This window comes from Rhodobacter lacus (assembly GCF_042683065.1).
Classification (GTDB): Bacteria; Pseudomonadota; Alphaproteobacteria; order Rhodobacterales; family Rhodobacteraceae; genus Rhodobacter; species Rhodobacter lacus.
Window position 1 is genome coordinate 249,862 of sequence record NZ_JBHUIX010000003.1, and the last position, 14,282, is coordinate 264,143.

General features: G+C 65.4%; 13 protein-coding genes. 3 read left to right on the top strand and 10 right to left on the bottom strand.

The features are described from left to right. Positions 1–3 precede the first annotated feature (3 nt). On the bottom strand, positions 4–1,224 hold the full coding sequence (locus ACFSM0_RS02870) for an acyl-CoA dehydrogenase (RefSeq protein ID WP_377386852.1): 1,221 nt from the start codon (positions 1,222–1,224) through the stop codon (positions 4–6). A gap of 78 nt (positions 1,225–1,302) precedes the next feature. On the opposite strand from ACFSM0_RS02870, the gene ACFSM0_RS02875 reads away from it, so the two are divergent. Next, the gene (locus ACFSM0_RS02875) at positions 1,303–2,202 is read left to right on the top strand and encodes a LysR family transcriptional regulator (protein ID WP_377386855.1); all 900 of its coding nucleotides are present in this window, start codon (positions 1,303–1,305) and stop codon (positions 2,200–2,202) included. Here the strand turns inward: ACFSM0_RS02875 and ACFSM0_RS02880 are convergent. The 5 genes from ACFSM0_RS02880 to ACFSM0_RS02900 all read right to left on the bottom strand — a co-directional run bounded on the left by ACFSM0_RS02880 (position 2,196) and on the right by ACFSM0_RS02900 (position 9,372). After that, a complete protein-coding gene (locus ACFSM0_RS02880) occupies positions 2,196–5,732 on the bottom strand; it encodes a translocation/assembly module TamB domain-containing protein (RefSeq protein WP_377386858.1) in 3,537 nt (1,178 codons plus the stop codon). The two genes, ACFSM0_RS02875 and ACFSM0_RS02880, sit on opposite strands and share 7 nt — an antisense overlap. Continuing rightward, positions 5,732–7,528 carry an autotransporter assembly complex protein TamA gene (locus ACFSM0_RS02885; RefSeq protein ID WP_377386861.1) on the bottom strand — a complete coding sequence of 599 codons (1,797 nt, stop codon included), beginning with the start codon at positions 7,526–7,528 and terminating at the stop codon, positions 5,732–5,734. The genes ACFSM0_RS02880 and ACFSM0_RS02885 overlap by 1 nt, the downstream gene beginning before the upstream one ends. A gap of 116 nt (positions 7,529–7,644) precedes the next feature. Beyond that, positions 7,645–8,175 carry an isopentenyl-diphosphate Delta-isomerase gene (gene idi / locus ACFSM0_RS02890; RefSeq protein ID WP_377386863.1) on the bottom strand — a complete coding sequence of 177 codons (531 nt, stop codon included), beginning with the start codon at positions 8,173–8,175 and terminating at the stop codon, positions 7,645–7,647. A gap of 139 nt (positions 8,176–8,314) precedes the next feature. Continuing rightward, positions 8,315–8,815: a protein-export chaperone SecB gene (gene secB, locus ACFSM0_RS02895; RefSeq protein WP_377386866.1), complete on the bottom strand. Its 501-nt coding sequence runs from the start codon at positions 8,813–8,815 to the stop codon at positions 8,315–8,317. 77 nt (positions 8,816–8,892) lie between these two features. Next, entirely contained in the window at positions 8,893–9,372 is a 480-nt protein-coding gene (locus ACFSM0_RS02900) for an FxsA family protein (protein ID WP_377386869.1), read from the bottom strand. Positions 9,373–9,471: 99 nt separating this feature from the next. Here ACFSM0_RS02900 and ACFSM0_RS02905 point away from each other — a divergent pair, with 99 nt between their 5' ends. Both ACFSM0_RS02905 and ACFSM0_RS02910 read left to right on the top strand, forming a co-directional pair. Continuing rightward, positions 9,472–10,131 carry a Tim44/TimA family putative adaptor protein gene (locus tag ACFSM0_RS02905; protein ID WP_377386872.1) on the top strand — a complete coding sequence of 220 codons (660 nt, stop codon included), beginning with the start codon at positions 9,472–9,474 and terminating at the stop codon, positions 10,129–10,131. Positions 10,132–10,169: 38 nt separating this feature from the next. Next, positions 10,170–10,769: a Smr/MutS family protein gene (locus tag ACFSM0_RS02910; RefSeq protein WP_377386875.1), complete on the top strand. Its 600-nt coding sequence runs from the start codon at positions 10,170–10,172 to the stop codon at positions 10,767–10,769. Here ACFSM0_RS02910 and ACFSM0_RS02915 read toward each other — a convergent pair. The 4 genes from ACFSM0_RS02915 to trxA form a co-directional block, all read right to left on the bottom strand. After that, on the bottom strand, positions 10,766–11,863 hold the full coding sequence (locus ACFSM0_RS02915) for an alpha/beta hydrolase (RefSeq protein ID WP_377386878.1): 1,098 nt from the start codon (positions 11,861–11,863) through the stop codon (positions 10,766–10,768). The two genes, ACFSM0_RS02910 and ACFSM0_RS02915, sit on opposite strands and share 4 nt — an antisense overlap. A gap of 65 nt (positions 11,864–11,928) precedes the next feature. Next, positions 11,929–13,230: an ATP-dependent protease ATPase subunit HslU gene (hslU, locus tag ACFSM0_RS02920; protein ID WP_377386881.1), complete on the bottom strand. Its 1,302-nt coding sequence runs from the start codon at positions 13,228–13,230 to the stop codon at positions 11,929–11,931. After that, complete coding sequence (gene hslV / locus ACFSM0_RS02925) at positions 13,227–13,784, bottom strand: ATP-dependent protease subunit HslV (RefSeq protein ID WP_377386883.1); 558 nt, start codon at positions 13,782–13,784, stop codon at positions 13,227–13,229. The genes hslU and hslV overlap by 4 nt, the downstream gene beginning before the upstream one ends. 140 nt (positions 13,785–13,924) lie before the next feature. Continuing rightward, positions 13,925–14,245, bottom strand: coding sequence for a thioredoxin (trxA, locus tag ACFSM0_RS02930; RefSeq protein ID WP_377386886.1), 321 nt, complete (start codon positions 14,243–14,245; stop codon positions 13,925–13,927). Positions 14,246–14,282: the final 37 nt, after the last annotated feature.

Consider the following 14,282-nt stretch of genomic DNA (forward strand, 5'->3'; position numbering starts at 1 on the left):
GGCTCAGAAAAACGCCTGCAAGCCGGTGATCGCCCGACCAAGGATCAGCGCATGCACATCATGCGTACCCTCATAGGTGTTCACCGTCTCAAGGTTGACCATGTGGCGGATCACCTGAAAATCGCCGCTGATGCCGTTGCCGCCATGCATGTCGCGGGCGTGCCGCGCGATTTCGAGCGCCTTGCCGCAATTGTTGCGCTTGATCACCGAAATCATCTCTGGTGCGGCATTGGCCTCATCCATCAACCGCCCCACCTGCAATGCGGCCTGCAGGCCAAGGCTGATGTCGGTGAGCATATTGGCAAGCTTGAGTTGGAAAAGCTGGGTCTGTGCCAGCGGTTTGTTGAACTGCTTGCGCTCAAGCCCGTAGCTCCGCGCCGCATGGAAGCAAAACTCCGCCGCCCCCAGCACGCCCCAGGCGATGCCGTAGCGCGCCCGGTTGAGGCAACCGAATGGCCCCTTCAACCCCTCGACGCCGGGCAAAAGCGCGTCTTCGCCCACCTCGACGCCCTCCATCACAATCTCGCCGGTGATTGAGGCGCGCAAAGAAAGCTTGCCCGCGATCTTGGGCGCGGAAAGACCCTTGAGACCCTTTTCCAGCACAAAACCGCGAATCTTGCCGCCATGCGCCTCGGACTTCGCCCAGACGACGAACACATCGGCAATCGGCGCGTTCGAGATCCACATCTTCGTGCCGGTGAGCACATAGCCATTGGCGGTTTTCTTTGCCACGGTCTTGAGGCTTGCCGGGTCCGAGCCCGCATCGGGCTCTGTAAGGCCAAAGCAGCCGATCCACTCCCCGCTTGCAAGCTTGGGCAGATATTTCTGCCGCTGCGCCTCCGAGCCGTATGCATAAATCGGATACATCACGAGGCTCGATTGCACCGACATCATCGAGCGGTAGCCGCTGTCGACCCGCTCGATCTCCCGCGCCACAAGCCCGTAAGCCACGTAAGAGGCGCCAAGCCCGCCATATTCCTCGGGGATCGTCACGCCCAGAAGACCCATTTCGCCCATTTCGCGGAAGATCGCCGGATCGGTCTCTTCCTCCGCAAAAGCGCGGATCACGCGGGGCTGCAATTTCTCCTGCGCATAGGCGCGGGCGGCATCGCGCAGCATCCGCTCCTCTTCGCTCAACTGGCGCGCCAGCCGGAACGGGTCTTCCCAGTCGAACCGGGCCAGATCGGGGGCATCCTTGGGTTTCAGCGCCATGCGGTCCTCCATGCATTCCATGCTTTATGCGCGCGTTGAAAGCCGCTATCCAGCGATAATCCGGCCCAAACATATGCATGGAGCACATAGATGAGCCTGCCGCGGCGCTACCTGCCCTCGATCTCGCTCCTCTCCGCTTTCGAGGCGGTCTGCCGGACCGGCTCCACCGCGGCGGCGGCGCGCGAGCTCAGCCTCACCCAGGGCGCGGTGAGCCGTTTGGTGCAAACGCTTGAGGGGCAGCTTGGCGTGCAGCTCTTTCGCCGCGAGGGGCGGCGGCTGGCCCCCACAGAGGCCGCGCTTGCCTATGCGCGCGATGTGCGCAAGGCGCTGGATCTCATTGGCCGCGCCTCGCTGGGCTTGCGCGCCAACCCCGGCGGCGGGGTGCTCAACCTTGCGATCCTGCCCACGTTCGGCACGCGCTGGCTCGCGCCGCGGCTCGCCGCCTTTCTGGCCGAAAACCCGGGCGTGACGCTCAACCTCAGCACCCGGATGCGGCCCTTCGATTTTGCGACCGAGACCTTTGATGCAGCCATCCATTTCGGCATCCGGCCCTGGCCCGAGGCCGAGCATCTGATGCTGTTTGAAGAGCGCATCCTTGCCGCTTGCGCGCCCGACCTGGCGAAACGCGAAGCGCTGGCGCGGCCCGAGGATCTGCTCAAACAGTCTCTGTTACAGCTGGAATCGCGCCCAAACGCCTGGGCGAGCTGGTGTGCGCATCACGGGCTTGCGGCCCCCGCCCGCGGCGGGCTGATGTTTGATCAGTTCGCGCCGATGCTGCAGGCGGCGGTGCACGGTCTGGGCATTGCGCTCCTGCCCGAATTTCTCGTCCGCCCGGAGATCGCCGAGGGGCGGCTGGTTGCCGCGCCGGGGGAGGTGGTCTCCGGCGTCGGCGCCTACCATCTGGTGTGGCCTGCGGGGCTGACACCCTCGCCCGCGCTGGCCGCCTTTCGCGACTGGATTGGCCGTGCCGCGGCAGAGGCGGCTCAGTAATCCTTCTCGAAAAAGAGGCCGAGCGCGCTGTCACCATCCGATCCCACCGTGCCGCGCGCGGTGAGTTGTTTGGTGATATCAAGGTTCAGCGTCACCTCTGCCTGACCGGTGGCATCGACCGAAACGTCGGAATAGAGGTTCTCGGAGAGGTATTTTCCCGCCCGCACCGAGGCATTGCCGCTGTCATCTGTGCCCACATCGAGGTCGTCGAGCCCAAAGCCCTTGCGCAGCTTGGCCACGATCCCCTCGCCCCCCTTGCCCGCGAGCGTTGCCACCGCCGAGGCGAGTTGCGCCGCCTGCAAGGGCGAGAGAGTGGTCAGCCCCTTGTCGAACAAAAGCCGCGCCAGCACCTCTTCCTCCGGCAGTTCGGGCGAGGAGGCGATGGTAAGGCTCGGCTCTGCCGCCGCGCCCTGCAGCGTGAGCGTGATCGCGGTATCTTCCTGGCTCGTGGTGGCCTGAAACAGCACCCAGGGCGTCAACGCGCCCTGAAGCGCCACCTGCCCCTCGGCCAGCGTGAAGCGCTTGCCGAGCACGTCAAGCCGGCCCCGGATCAGGTTGAACTGGCCGATCGGCACAATCGCATCGGTGGTGCCGGTGATGCGCAATTGCCCGCCCAGTTCGGCATCGAGGCCACGGCCCCGCACAAAGATCTGGTTCGGGGCGGACAATGCGAGATCCAGCGCGATCCGCCGGCTCGATCCGCCACCGCTGGCGCTTGCGGTCTCGATCAACCCGGCGCGTGCGCGCGTGGTGTGCACCGCCGAAGGCTCATGCCGGTGGGTGATATCGGGGATTGCCGCCGCGCCACCAAGCCCCGAGGAGGGGATGCGCAGCTCGGTTTCGGCAAGGCTGAGCGCCCCTGTGATGCGCAGATTGCCGGTGAGCCCGCCCGCAACGCCCACCTGGCCGGACACACGGGTGTCATAAAGCTCGGGGTCGCGCAGATGCGCGCGCGCAAGCGTGATCGCCAGATCCGACGGGAAGGGGGACGAAAGGCCGATCGGCCCGGTCACCCGGATCGTGCCGCCCCCGACAAAGGCCCCCTCGGCCGAAACCTGCGCCCGGCCCCCGGCGAGCGTGGCGGTTGCCGAGATCGCCTCGAGCGCCTGCCCGAGGGTTGGCAGCGACAGGCGCAGCCCCGTGCCTTTGACCGTGCCCGAAAGCGCCGAAAGGCCGGGCGCGCCCCGCAGCGCAAGGTCAAAGGCGAGCGGCCCGCTCACCGTGTAGGGCTCGATCAAGCCATTGACGAGGGCCGATTCGCTTTGCCCTTTGATTGTCAGGTCGGCATCCGAGAAATCGCGCGCGATGCTGCCCTTGAGCGCGGCGCGGGTGCCACCGGGGCCGGTGCCCGCAAGATCAAGCGCAAAGCTTGTCGCGCCCTGCCCGAATGTGCCCGAAAGCGTGACCGGCCCCGGAAAGCCCGGCGCCAGCACGCGGGCATCGGCAAGCTTGAGGGCGATGTCGAGCAGATTGGCCGCACCTGCGCGCGCCTTCGCGCTTGCGGTCAGCTGCGGCGTGGTGAGGGCGAGATCGGCAAGGCCAAAGCCCGTCTTGGTCTCGCTCAACGTCACCGAAAAGCGGCTCTCGCCCGCCAAAATCCGGTTCAACGCGGCCTGCGCCAGCGCCAGATCGCGGGCATTGCCGGAAAGCACGAGCTGGCGCGCGCCAAGCGCGCCGGAAAGCTGCGCCTGCGCATGGGCCGCACCATCATAGCCGCCGCCGAGCCGTGCAAGATCGGCCAGATCAAGCGTTGCGGTGAGATCATTCGCGGCGCTGGTGAGCTTGCCCGATGCCGCCAGCGTCAGCGTATCGGCCTTTGCCCTCAGGCTGCGCAGCGCGAGCCCCGTTTCGTCACGCTTCGCGGAAACCGTGATCGTCGATGTGCCCGAAAACAACGCATCGGCTTGCGGCTGATCCAGCGTCAGATTCTGCCCGGTCACCGCCGCCTCGGCATCAAAAGCGCCTGACAGGAGCGTATAGGCCCCGCTCAGCTCAGCCGAAATCGCGCCCGAAAGCTTGCGGCCGGCCAGCGTAGAAAGGCTGGAAAGCGCATGGTGATCCGCGCGGATCTGCCCCGATACCGTGCCCTCGGCAATGCTCAGCCGCCCCGTCGCGCCAAAATCGCGCGCGGAGATCCCCAGTTGCGGCACCGAGAGCGGCTTGCCCTCCTGCCAGAAAAACCGCAGCCCGCCCGAGGCGGTTTCGCCCAGCGCCGCGGCCATGCCCGGATCAGCCAGCGCGATGCCCGAGGCGGCAAAGCGCAGGCTGCCGCCCGCGCTGGCACGCCCCTCGACCGGCTGGCCGATCCGGCCAGAGCCGCTGAGGTTGAGGCGGTCGAACGCATCTGCGCCCCGGGTCACCCCTTGAAGCGCCCCCGCAAGCCGCCAGCCCTCGCCCGTGCTGCGATCATAGCCAAGCGTCAGCGTGCCGTTGCGCAACCGCGTTTGCGGCCCCGAGATCGGCAAAAGCACCGGTGTGCCGTCTTCAAGCCCGATCTTTGCCTCAAGATCAAAGCGCTCGGGCAGACCGCCCGGCAACAGATCGAGCGCCCCCGAAACCTGCACCGCAGCGCCTGAAAGCGTCAGGCTTTCAAGCCGCGTCATGCCGGTGTCGCTGCGCTGACCACGCGCCGCCAGTTCGGACTTGGTGCCGAAGAACGCCTGATATTCGGCGGGAAGCAGCGGCGAGACATCGCCTGAAAGATGCACATCGAAGCCGCTGCCTGCCTCAGTGCCGGTGGTCTTTTTCAGCGCGATCTGCCCCGTGAGCCGGGTCTGCCCGGCGGTGCCGAGCGCGACATCGGCCCGAAAATCGGACAGCGGTCCGAGCCCGCTCAGCGAGAGCGAGAGCGCGGGCGCACCGGGGAGTTGCAACAGGCGCGCGGCGATCCCGCCCTCGCCCTCGCGCAGCAAAAGGTCGATCAGCGTCTGATGCGTGTCATTGGCGTAGCTCGCATTGAGCGAAACCTCGCCCTTGGGCCCGTCGATGCGCGCAATCGCAAGCTTGGTTTCGCCCGCGCCACCCGCCAGTTTCATCGAGCCTTCGAGCGTCAGGCTCACCGCCTGCCCCAGCACCGGCTCACCCAGAACCACTCTTTGCGCCTTCACCTTGCCGATATCGACGCCCACGGGCAGATCGGGCAGCGCGAAGGGCTTGGCCTCGGGCGCGGTCGGCGCAGCCTCGCTTTCCGGCAGCCGCGGCAGGTCAATCTCTTCGGCGGAGAGCTCGTCAATCTTGATCTCGCCGCGCAGAAGCGCTGCGCGGTTCCACTGCATCGCGCCGTTCTTGACGGTGATCCAGACGCCCTTGTCATCGGCGATCGAGAGCGTCTTGAAGGTCGCGCGCGACGAGAGCGCGCCCTCAAACCCGTCAAGCCGCACCGCGCGCCCCGCGCTGGAGAGATTATCTTCGATCAGCCCGGTCAGGTAAGAGCGGTCGCGGGTGCTCTCGTCACTCGCCTCCTGCGCAAGGGCCTGAAACGGCAAAAGCGCCACGAGCAGAACGGCCAATCCCCGGGTCACGAAACGCATCAGAAAGCCTGCCCTATGCCAAGGTAGATCTGCACCCCGTTGCCGGTTGAGCCGCTGACGGGGCCGGCGACATCGAGCCGGATCGGGCCGATGGGCGTTTTGTAGCGCAGCCCCAGCCCGGCCCCCGATTGCCAGTCGCCATCCCCCTCGCCAAAGCTGTCGAGCCCGACAAAGCCCGCATCGTAAAAGGCAACGACGCCGATGGAAGAGGTGATCCCGGCGCGCAATTCGCCGGAAAGGCCGATGAAACGGTTGCCCCCGGTTTTCAGCGTGCCCCCTTCCAACGCCGTCACGCCAAGCGATTGATAGGGCTGGCCACGCACCGTGCCGCCGCCGCCGGAATAAAACAGGTAATCGCGCGGGGTTTCCTCCAGATCGGGGCCGAACACGCCGCCAAATTGCGCCCGCCCCGCCAGCACGAAACGGCCCCCCGCATCAAGCGCGCGATAGGCGCGGAAATCGGCGGCGAGCCGCGCGCCCGAGCCGGTGCCCGAAAGCCCCGCAAAGGGCGTCAGCTCAAGCTTGCCGTAATAACCCCGCGTTGCATCGGCAGCATCATTGCGGTTGTCCCAGGTCAGGCTCGTTGGCAGGGTGATGGTGCGGTAAAGGGTGTTGCCGGTCTCATCGGTGATCCGCGACCAGCCATAGCCGATCCCCGCCTCGCCGGTCAGCCGCGGGTTGAACACATGGCTCAGACCGACGCTGATGTCGAAAGCCTGCTCGGTATAATCTTCCTCATCGCTGCGGCTCACCTGCGTGGCGAGAAAGGCGGCGGTATCGGGGCTGAAGGTGGCGGGCCGGTCCAGCCGGGCCGCCAGGCTGTAATCTGTGCCGCCGGTCGCGCCGCCAATCCCGGCCACCTCGGCATCGAAGCGCAGCCGTTCGCCCCCGCCAAACAGGTTGCGGTGCAGCCAATACCCCGAAAGCGTGACGCCATCGGTGCTGGAAAGCTCTGCCCCCAGCCCGAGACGGCGCGTTTTGGCCTCGATCACCGTCAGATCGCCATCAAGCAGGGCGCCGTCGCGCAGGTGCTCTGCCTCGCTCAGCGTCACGGAGGAAAAGATCCCGGTGCGGCGGAGCCGGTCGCGCACTTCCTCAAGCTCTTCGGGGGAGAAGCGCTTGCCGGTCGGAAACCCGGCGATCTCGTAAAGCCGCTTTGTCCGCAGCCGTTCGTTGCCCTGCGCGCGCAACGTGCCAAAGGTGACCCGCGGGCCGGGCGCCAGCGCAATATCGGCCGCAAGCGTCTCGGCGCGGTGATCGGCGATGATGCGTTGATCGGCGATCTCGGCCTTGGCATGGCCTTCCTCGCGCCAGGCGGAAATACCGGCCTGCGCGGCATCGGCAATCAACCCCGAACGCGCGGTCTTGCCCGGCGCAAAGCCCTCGGGCAGCGTGGTTTCCCGCGCGAGCGGAGCCACCACCGCCTCGGAGAATTTGAACCTCGGCCCGGGGCTGACGTTGATCTCCACCGCGCCAATGCGGGAGGGCGCATCCATCGGCGCGATGCCAGAGGCCTCACGCCCGTCAATACGGATCGAGACCGTGCCGCCGTAATAGCCCGCATCATAAAGCGCGCCCACAAGCCGGGCATAATCGGCGCGGGCGGCGGTGAAAATATCTTGCGCTGTGCTGTCGTCAGCGGCGGCGGAGTTGCGGGTGAGCGACGCGGCCTCGATCGCCTTGCGCAGATCCTTGTCCGCACCGGGCGTATCGAGGTTGAACGCGGTCTGTGCCACGGCAGACCCGGCCAAGGCCGTGCCAAGAAGCACCGCAATGCTCCAAAGACTGCTTCTCATCTGCCGACCCCCGATCCGCCTGCCCGATTAGATGCAGTTTTGCATCCAAAAGGCCAGAGCGCAGCGGCAAAAAACGCCGCTGCGCAGCGAATCGGCGCGATCTCACCGATGCGATATCAGGCGCGCAGAAGCGAACCGAAGATCCGGTCGAGATGACCCGACATGTAGAGGATCAACCACTTCGAGAAGCGCTCGGGGTGGCGGTTCACCTCTGCCGCGAGATCGTAAAGCCCGATCCACCGAAGGTCCGACACCTCCATCGGATCGGGCATGATCCGCATCTGCGGCTTCGCGTAAGCGAGGTAAATATCCACCACCTCGTGTTCGACCATCCCGCCACCGACATCGGCGCGATACTCGAGTTTGTCGGCATGGGCCGGATAAAGGCCCGTGATGCCAAGTTCTTCCCGCAAACGTCTGACGGCGCAGACCTCGGGACGTTCGTCCCAAGCGGGGTGCGTGCAGCAAGTGTTCGCCCATAAACCGGGAGAGTGGTACTTCTCTTCAGCCCGACGCTGAATAAGCACCTGCTCCCCGTCCATGACGAAGATTGACACCGCCTTGTGGCGAAGCCCCTTGCGATGCACTTCCGTTTTTTCCACCGGAGTCAGCGTGTCGCCGACCCAGGCGGGAATATGCTCGCTCATTTTTCGGTTCCGACCCAATGGAAACGCCCTCAAAGCATGCGCTCGAGGGCGGTCCTTGTCATCATGTCACCTTGTCCCTGAGGCAGGTTGACGCGGGATGCGGTCGGTTTTGTTAACCAATTATGAACGGCTTGCTGCCTTACGACAGCGGCACATCGGCCGGTTTCTCGGCTTCGGCGCGGCGCGCAAGCTCGGCGCGGTAGAGACCGACGAAATCGACCGGATCGAGGTTGAAGGGCGGGAAGCCGCCGTCACGCGTCACATCCGAAACGATCCGGCGCACGAAGGGAAAGAGCTGGCGCGGGCATTCGATCAGGAGGAACGGATGCATCTGGTCATCCGGCACGCCTTCGATATGGAAGATCCCGCCGTAATCGACTTCGAGCAGATAAAGCGCGGTGTTCGTGGCCTTGTTGGTGGCGGTGATCTTGAACTTGGTGATCACCTCGAACTGGTGTTCGGCCGGGCGCTTGCGCGCATCGAGGCTCACCTGAACCTGCATCTCGGGCTGCACTTCAGCGCTTTGCAGACCTTTGAGCGCCACCGCATTCTCAAAGGACATGTCGCGCACGAATTGCGCGAGGATGCTCATCTTGAGTTGGTTTTGCGGCTGCGGCGCGCCGTTGGGGGCATCGGTCATGGGTCTCTCCCTATGGTTTGCGCCTCTTTAGCATCCCGCCCCCAGTGTCTCAAGGCGCGAGCGACGCAAGCGCTTGCTTAGGGCTTCGTCCAGCCAGAGGTGCCGCGCGGGGGCGGGCTGTTCGGGTCAACTTCCAGAAAATCGCCCTCGATCACCGTGCCCGGGCCATCTTCATCTGCGCGGCGCGGCTGGTGCATGTTGTAGCCCTGCACCACCACCCGGGTCTTGAGCCGGGCAATCGCGAGGCTGCGCACCGGCGGCACCAGCAGCAAAAGCCCGAGCGCATCGGTGAGGAACCCGGGCAGCATCAACAACACCCCGGCGAAGAGGATGAGCGCCTCATGCGCAAGCGGCACTCCGGGAGTTCCGATCCCCTGCATCGTCGCGCGCAGGTTGGCCTGTGTCCGCTCGCCCTGAGAGCGCAGCACCGCAAGGCCCAGCGCCATGGTCAGCACCACCTCGCCCAGCGTGCCCCAGAGCCCGAGGACCGAGCCGATCTCGACAAAAAGCCCGATCTCGATCAGCGGCCAGGCCATAAGTGCCAGCATCACCCACATATTCCCTCCGATCACGCGCAGCCCATTGGTGGACTTGAATGTTCGCGTCCCTTACATAAGTGCAGAAGGCCGCCATACCACCACCAAGATGGAAAACCCATGAGCTCTGCCCTGTTCCAACTGATCGTGCTCGCGGCCATCGCGCTGTTCCTGATCTTCCGGCTGCGCAATGTGCTCGGCACACGTGATGGATTTGAAAGCGAAATCAAACCACTGGAACGCGTGGAGCGGCCCGGGAGCGATGCGTTCGAGGTGATCGAGGGCGGACCGGACCGCGACATCGTGGACCACGTGCCCGAGGGATCGGATGCCGCTGTGGCGCTTGCGCAGATGAAGCGGGTGGAGCCCGGCTTCAATGTTGCATCCTTCCTGCAGGGGTCGCGCGCGGCCTATGAAATGATTTTGATGGCCTTCGAGAAGGGCGAGCTGGAGCCGGTGCGGCCATTTCTCGCACCCGAAGTCTATGAGGCGTTCAGCGCCGCGGTGGCGGAGCGCAAGGCACGCGGGCTCAGCGTGCACGCCGAGTTCCTCGGGCTGCGCGAACTGGTGCTGACGGAAGCCACCTTCGACACCGCCACCCGCGAGGCAGAGATCACCGTGCGCTTTGGCGCCGAGCTGATTTCGGTGGCGCGTGATGCCACCGGCGCCGTGGTCGAGGGCGACCCGAAGGCGCCGCGCAAACAGCGCGACAGCTGGAGCTTTGCGCGGGAGATGGGCAGCAGCGATCCGAACTGGCAACTCGTCGCCACGGGCGGCTGAGCGGTGCAAGGCGCATGGCGTGACCGGCGGGGGCGGCGATGAAACGGCGCCGTCTTCTGACCCCGGAGGAGCGCGAGCTTTGGGAAAAGGTCGCCGCATCCACCCATGCGATGCATCCGCATGCGCCGATTTCGGCAAAGACCGAGCCCGACCGCAGCGAACGCCATGTGATCCCGCCCGCGCCGCCCCGGCTTGATCTCCCGGCGTTTCGTGTGGGCGAGACGGTGCGGTCCCCGGCCCGTCACCACGATCTTGCGCCTGCGCTTTCAGACGCGCTGAAAGCCCATCCGGTGCAGATGGACCGCAAGGCGCATCGGGAGATGACGCGCGGCAAGCTTGAGCCCGAGGCGAAAATCGACCTGCATGGCATGACGCTTGCCGAGGCGCACCCGGAGCTGATCCATTTCATCCTGCGCGCCCATGCCCGCGGCGACCGGCTCGCTCTGGTGATCACCGGCAAGGGCAAGCGCGGCCGGGACGAGGGGCCCATTCCGCAGCGCCAGGGCGTGTTGCGCCATCAGGTGCCGCATTGGCTGCGCCTGAACCCGCTTGGCCCGGTGGTGTTGCACGTCAGCGAGGCGCATCTCAAGCACGGCGGCGCAGGCGCCTATTACGTTTACCTGCGCCGAATGCGTTAACCGCCCCCCAGCGCCGTGAACGGCGACAATATCACCTCGGTCGCATTTTCCACCGTCATCATCACGCCCGAGGCGAGGCTCCTCCGCCCCGTTTGCTCGCCCTCAAGGATCTGCGCCATCTGGCTCGTGTCGCGCAAGATATTGATCAAGGCCGGGTTCGTGGCCACGTTGAAATGGCCGTCGCGGGTATTGTAGGCGGCCACGTCGATCATCGTCACCTTCAGGTCGGCCACGCGTTCCACCTGCCGCAAATTGCCCAAACGCGCGGCCTCGCCCGCGATCCGCGACGAAAGGCTGAGCGCCTTGTCCTTCTCGGAGGTGAAAATCAGGAAGGGCTGGGGCAGCCGGCCCACGGTATGCGCCTGCTCCCGGAACAGATCGACATCAATATCGGGCGAAATCAGCACCACGCCGTTCAGTGCACTGAGCGTTGCCCGGTCCCCCGAGAGCGCGATCTGGCGCAGGGTTTCCATCGTCAGCGCCGCGCCCATCGAATGCGCCACAAGCCTGATATGCCGCGCCCCCGCCCCGCGCAGCTCGGCAAGCAGCTTTTGCAACCCGTCACGCGCAAAAAGCGCCGAGTCGCGGTCATAGGCATAGCCCATCACATGCCCGCGCGAGGGCCAGGCGTAGGTCACCAGCGTGCCGGGCAATGCGAAGTCTTCGCCCATCTGCGCCAGCCGGTAGAGACCTTCGGCGAAGTTGGTGTTGAACCCGTGCACGAAAACGACTGCATCGCCGCCATGTTGCGCCAGATCGCGGCGCAGATCGGCGCGGAAGGCCGCGGGCGCGTCAAAGACCGTCTCGCCCGCCAGCATGAAATCGCGCGTCGGGTCCACCTTCCGCCCCAGCCGCGGAAAGCGCAGCTCGCCGATTTCCCGCACCGGCGGAACCGAGACATCAAACCGGGCGAGTTCGAGATTTTCACTGCGGGTATAGGCGAAGTCGGCCCCGGTCTCGGGGTCGGTGCCGCGGGTGGAGCCCACGAAAATCGGCAGCGTGCGCCCCGGTGTCGCTTCCGCAATGGGCCCCAGCGCCCCGCGCGGCGCACAGCCCACCAGCATGATCACGACACAGAGCAAGAGCCCGCGCATCAGCCCCTCCGGCCTCGTCTTCGGTGGAGGCAGGATAGCATGGCCCCTGCCCCCGGCCAGAGGTTTCAGAGCACGTAGCGGCTCAGATCGGCGGATTGCGCCAGCGCGCCAAGATGCTTTTCGACAAAGGCGGCATCGACCGTCACTGTCTCGCCAGAGCGGTCCGGCGCGGTGAAGGACAGCTCCTCGAACACCCGTTCCATCACCGTATAAAGCCGGCGCGCACCAATGTTCTCGACCGAGCGGTTGACCTCTGCGGCAATGCGCGCAAGCGCGGCGATGCCATCCTCGGTGAAGCTCACGGTAACCTCCTCGGTGCCCATCAGCGCGGTATATTGCCGGGTGAGGGCGTTGTCCGTCTCGGTCAGGATGCGGACAAAATCTTCCTCGGTCAGCGGGCGCAGCTCAACGCGGATCGGCAGCCGCCCCTGCAGTTCGGGCAGCAGATCCGAAGGCTTGGCGATGTGGAAGGCGCCCGAGGCGATAAAGAGGATGTGATCGGTTTTCACCGGCCCGTATTTGGTGGAAACGGTCGTGCCCTCGATCAGCGGCAGCAGGTCACGCTGCACGCCCTCGCGGCTGACATCGGCGCCACGGGTCTCGGCCCGCGCCGCGACCTTGTCGATCTCGTCAAGGAACACGATGCCAGACTGGCTCACCGCCTCCAGCGCCGCGGTTTTCACCGCCTCGTCGTCCAGAAGCTTGTCGGCCTCTTCCGAGATCAGCACCTCATAGCTCTCTGCCACGGTCATCTTGCGCCGGGTCTTTTTGGCGCCGCCAAACGCCTTGAACAGATCTTGCAGCCCCTGCATCTGCATTTCCATGCCGGGATTGCCGCCCAGCATCATCTGCGGCCCGGCAGTATCGGCGACCTCAAGCTCGATCTGCTTGTCATCAAGCTCGCCGTCGCGCAGCTTGCGGCGGAACATCTCGCGCGTCTGCTCGCGGGCATCCGTCCCCGCCAAAGCCTCGACCACCCGCTCTTCCGCGGCCTTGTGAGCGCGGGCCTTGACCTCCTCGCGCATCCGCTCGCGGGTTTCCACCATCGCGGCATCGACAAGATCACGGATGATCTGCTCAACATCGCGGCCCACATAGCCAACCTCGGTGAATTTCGTCGCCTCGACCTTCAGAAACGGCGCCTTGGCCAGTTTGGCAAGGCGGCGCGAGATCTCGGTTTTGCCAACGCCGGTCGGCCCGATCATCAGGATGTTCTTGGGGTAAACCTCTTCGCGCATCTCGGGCGAAAGGCGCTGGCGGCGCCAGCGGTTGCGCAGCGCCACGGCCACGGCGCGCTTGGCATCGGATTGGCCGATGATGAAACGGTCAAGCTCGGAAACGATCTCGCGGGGGGTCAGATTGGTCATTTGGAAAGGCTTTCCACCGTCAGGTTGCCGTTGGTGTAAACGCAGATCTCGGCGGCAATCGCCATTGCCTTGCGGGCAATCGCCTCGGCATCGAGATCACTGTCCATGAGCGCGCGGGCGGCGGCGAGCGCATAATTGCCGCCGGAGCCGATTGCGGCGATGTCATGCTCGGGCTCAAGCACATCCCCCGCACCGGTGAGCACATAAAGATCGGCGCCATCGGTCACGATCAGCATTGCCTCAAGATTGCGCAGGTATTTGTCCATCCGCCAATCTTTCGCAAGCTCGACACAGGCGCGGGCCAGTTGCCCCGGCGCGGCCTCAAGCTTTTTCTCAAGCCGTTCGAGCAATGTGAACGCATCTGCGGTGGAGCCCGCAAAGCCCGCCACCACCTCGCGGCCCCCGGGGGTGAGGCGGCGCACCTTGCGCGCCGTGCCCTTGATCACGGTCTGGCCAAGGCTCACCTGCCCGTCACCCGCCACCACCACGCGGCCGCCCTTGCGCACGCCGATGATGGTCGTGCCGTGCCAGCCAGGAAATTTTTCGTCGGTCATGAGATCCTCCGTTTGCGCAGAATATTGGGGCCGGTCCTGGCCCTTGCAAGGTGACCGATTGCCCGAAGCGGCGCGGCAGGCCTTGCACCGCGCATGCAAAAGGGCGCCCGAAGGCGCCCGCTTGCTGCATGTTCAAAGCATCAGATCGCGGATTCGATCCACGATTGCAGCGCCGCTTTCGGGGCCGCGCCAACCTTGTTCGACACGACCTGACCATCCTTGAACAGGAACAGCGCCGGGATCCCGCGCACGCCCAGAACGGCGGGGCTATCGGGGTTTTCGTCCACGTTCACTTTGACGATCTTGATCTTGCCCGCCATCTCGGTGGCGATCTCTTCCAGCGCCGGGCCAATCATCCGGCACGGGCCACACCATTCGGCCCAGAAATCGACGACAACCGGAATATCGGATTGCCGGACTTCGGCATCGAACGTGGCATCGGTAACGGCGACGGTGGCCATGGCGCATCTCCTGCAATTGGGTTGGCGGGAAGGTAGG

Excerpts from the sequence above, each read along its gene's own strand:
- ACFSM0_RS02870 (WP_377386852.1), bottom strand. The coding sequence starts at position 1,224 with ATGGAGGACCGCATGGCGCTGAAACCCAAGGATGCCCCCGATCTGGCC.
- ACFSM0_RS02875 (WP_377386855.1), top strand. The coding sequence starts at position 1,303 with ATGAGCCTGCCGCGGCGCTACCTGCCCTCGATCTCGCTCCTCTCCGCT.
- ACFSM0_RS02880 (WP_377386858.1), bottom strand. The coding sequence starts at position 5,732 with ATGCGTTTCGTGACCCGGGGATTGGCCGTTCTGCTCGTGGCGCTTTTG.
- ACFSM0_RS02885 (WP_377386861.1), bottom strand. The coding sequence starts at position 7,528 with ATGAGAAGCAGTCTTTGGAGCATTGCGGTGCTTCTTGGCACGGCCTTG.
- idi (WP_377386863.1), bottom strand. The coding sequence starts at position 8,175 with ATGAGCGAGCATATTCCCGCCTGGGTCGGCGACACGCTGACTCCGGTG.
- secB (WP_377386866.1), bottom strand. The coding sequence starts at position 8,815 with ATGACCGATGCCCCCAACGGCGCGCCGCAGCCGCAAAACCAACTCAAG.
- ACFSM0_RS02900 (WP_377386869.1), bottom strand. The coding sequence starts at position 9,372 with ATGTGGGTGATGCTGGCACTTATGGCCTGGCCGCTGATCGAGATCGGG.
- ACFSM0_RS02905 (WP_377386872.1), top strand. The coding sequence starts at position 9,472 with ATGAGCTCTGCCCTGTTCCAACTGATCGTGCTCGCGGCCATCGCGCTG.
- ACFSM0_RS02910 (WP_377386875.1), top strand. The coding sequence starts at position 10,170 with ATGAAACGGCGCCGTCTTCTGACCCCGGAGGAGCGCGAGCTTTGGGAA.
- ACFSM0_RS02915 (WP_377386878.1), bottom strand. The coding sequence starts at position 11,863 with ATGCGCGGGCTCTTGCTCTGTGTCGTGATCATGCTGGTGGGCTGTGCG.
- hslU (WP_377386881.1), bottom strand. The coding sequence starts at position 13,230 with ATGACCAATCTGACCCCCCGCGAGATCGTTTCCGAGCTTGACCGTTTC.
- hslV (WP_377386883.1), bottom strand. The coding sequence starts at position 13,784 with ATGACCGACGAAAAATTTCCTGGCTGGCACGGCACGACCATCATCGGC.
- trxA (WP_377386886.1), bottom strand. The coding sequence starts at position 14,245 with ATGGCCACCGTCGCCGTTACCGATGCCACGTTCGATGCCGAAGTCCGG.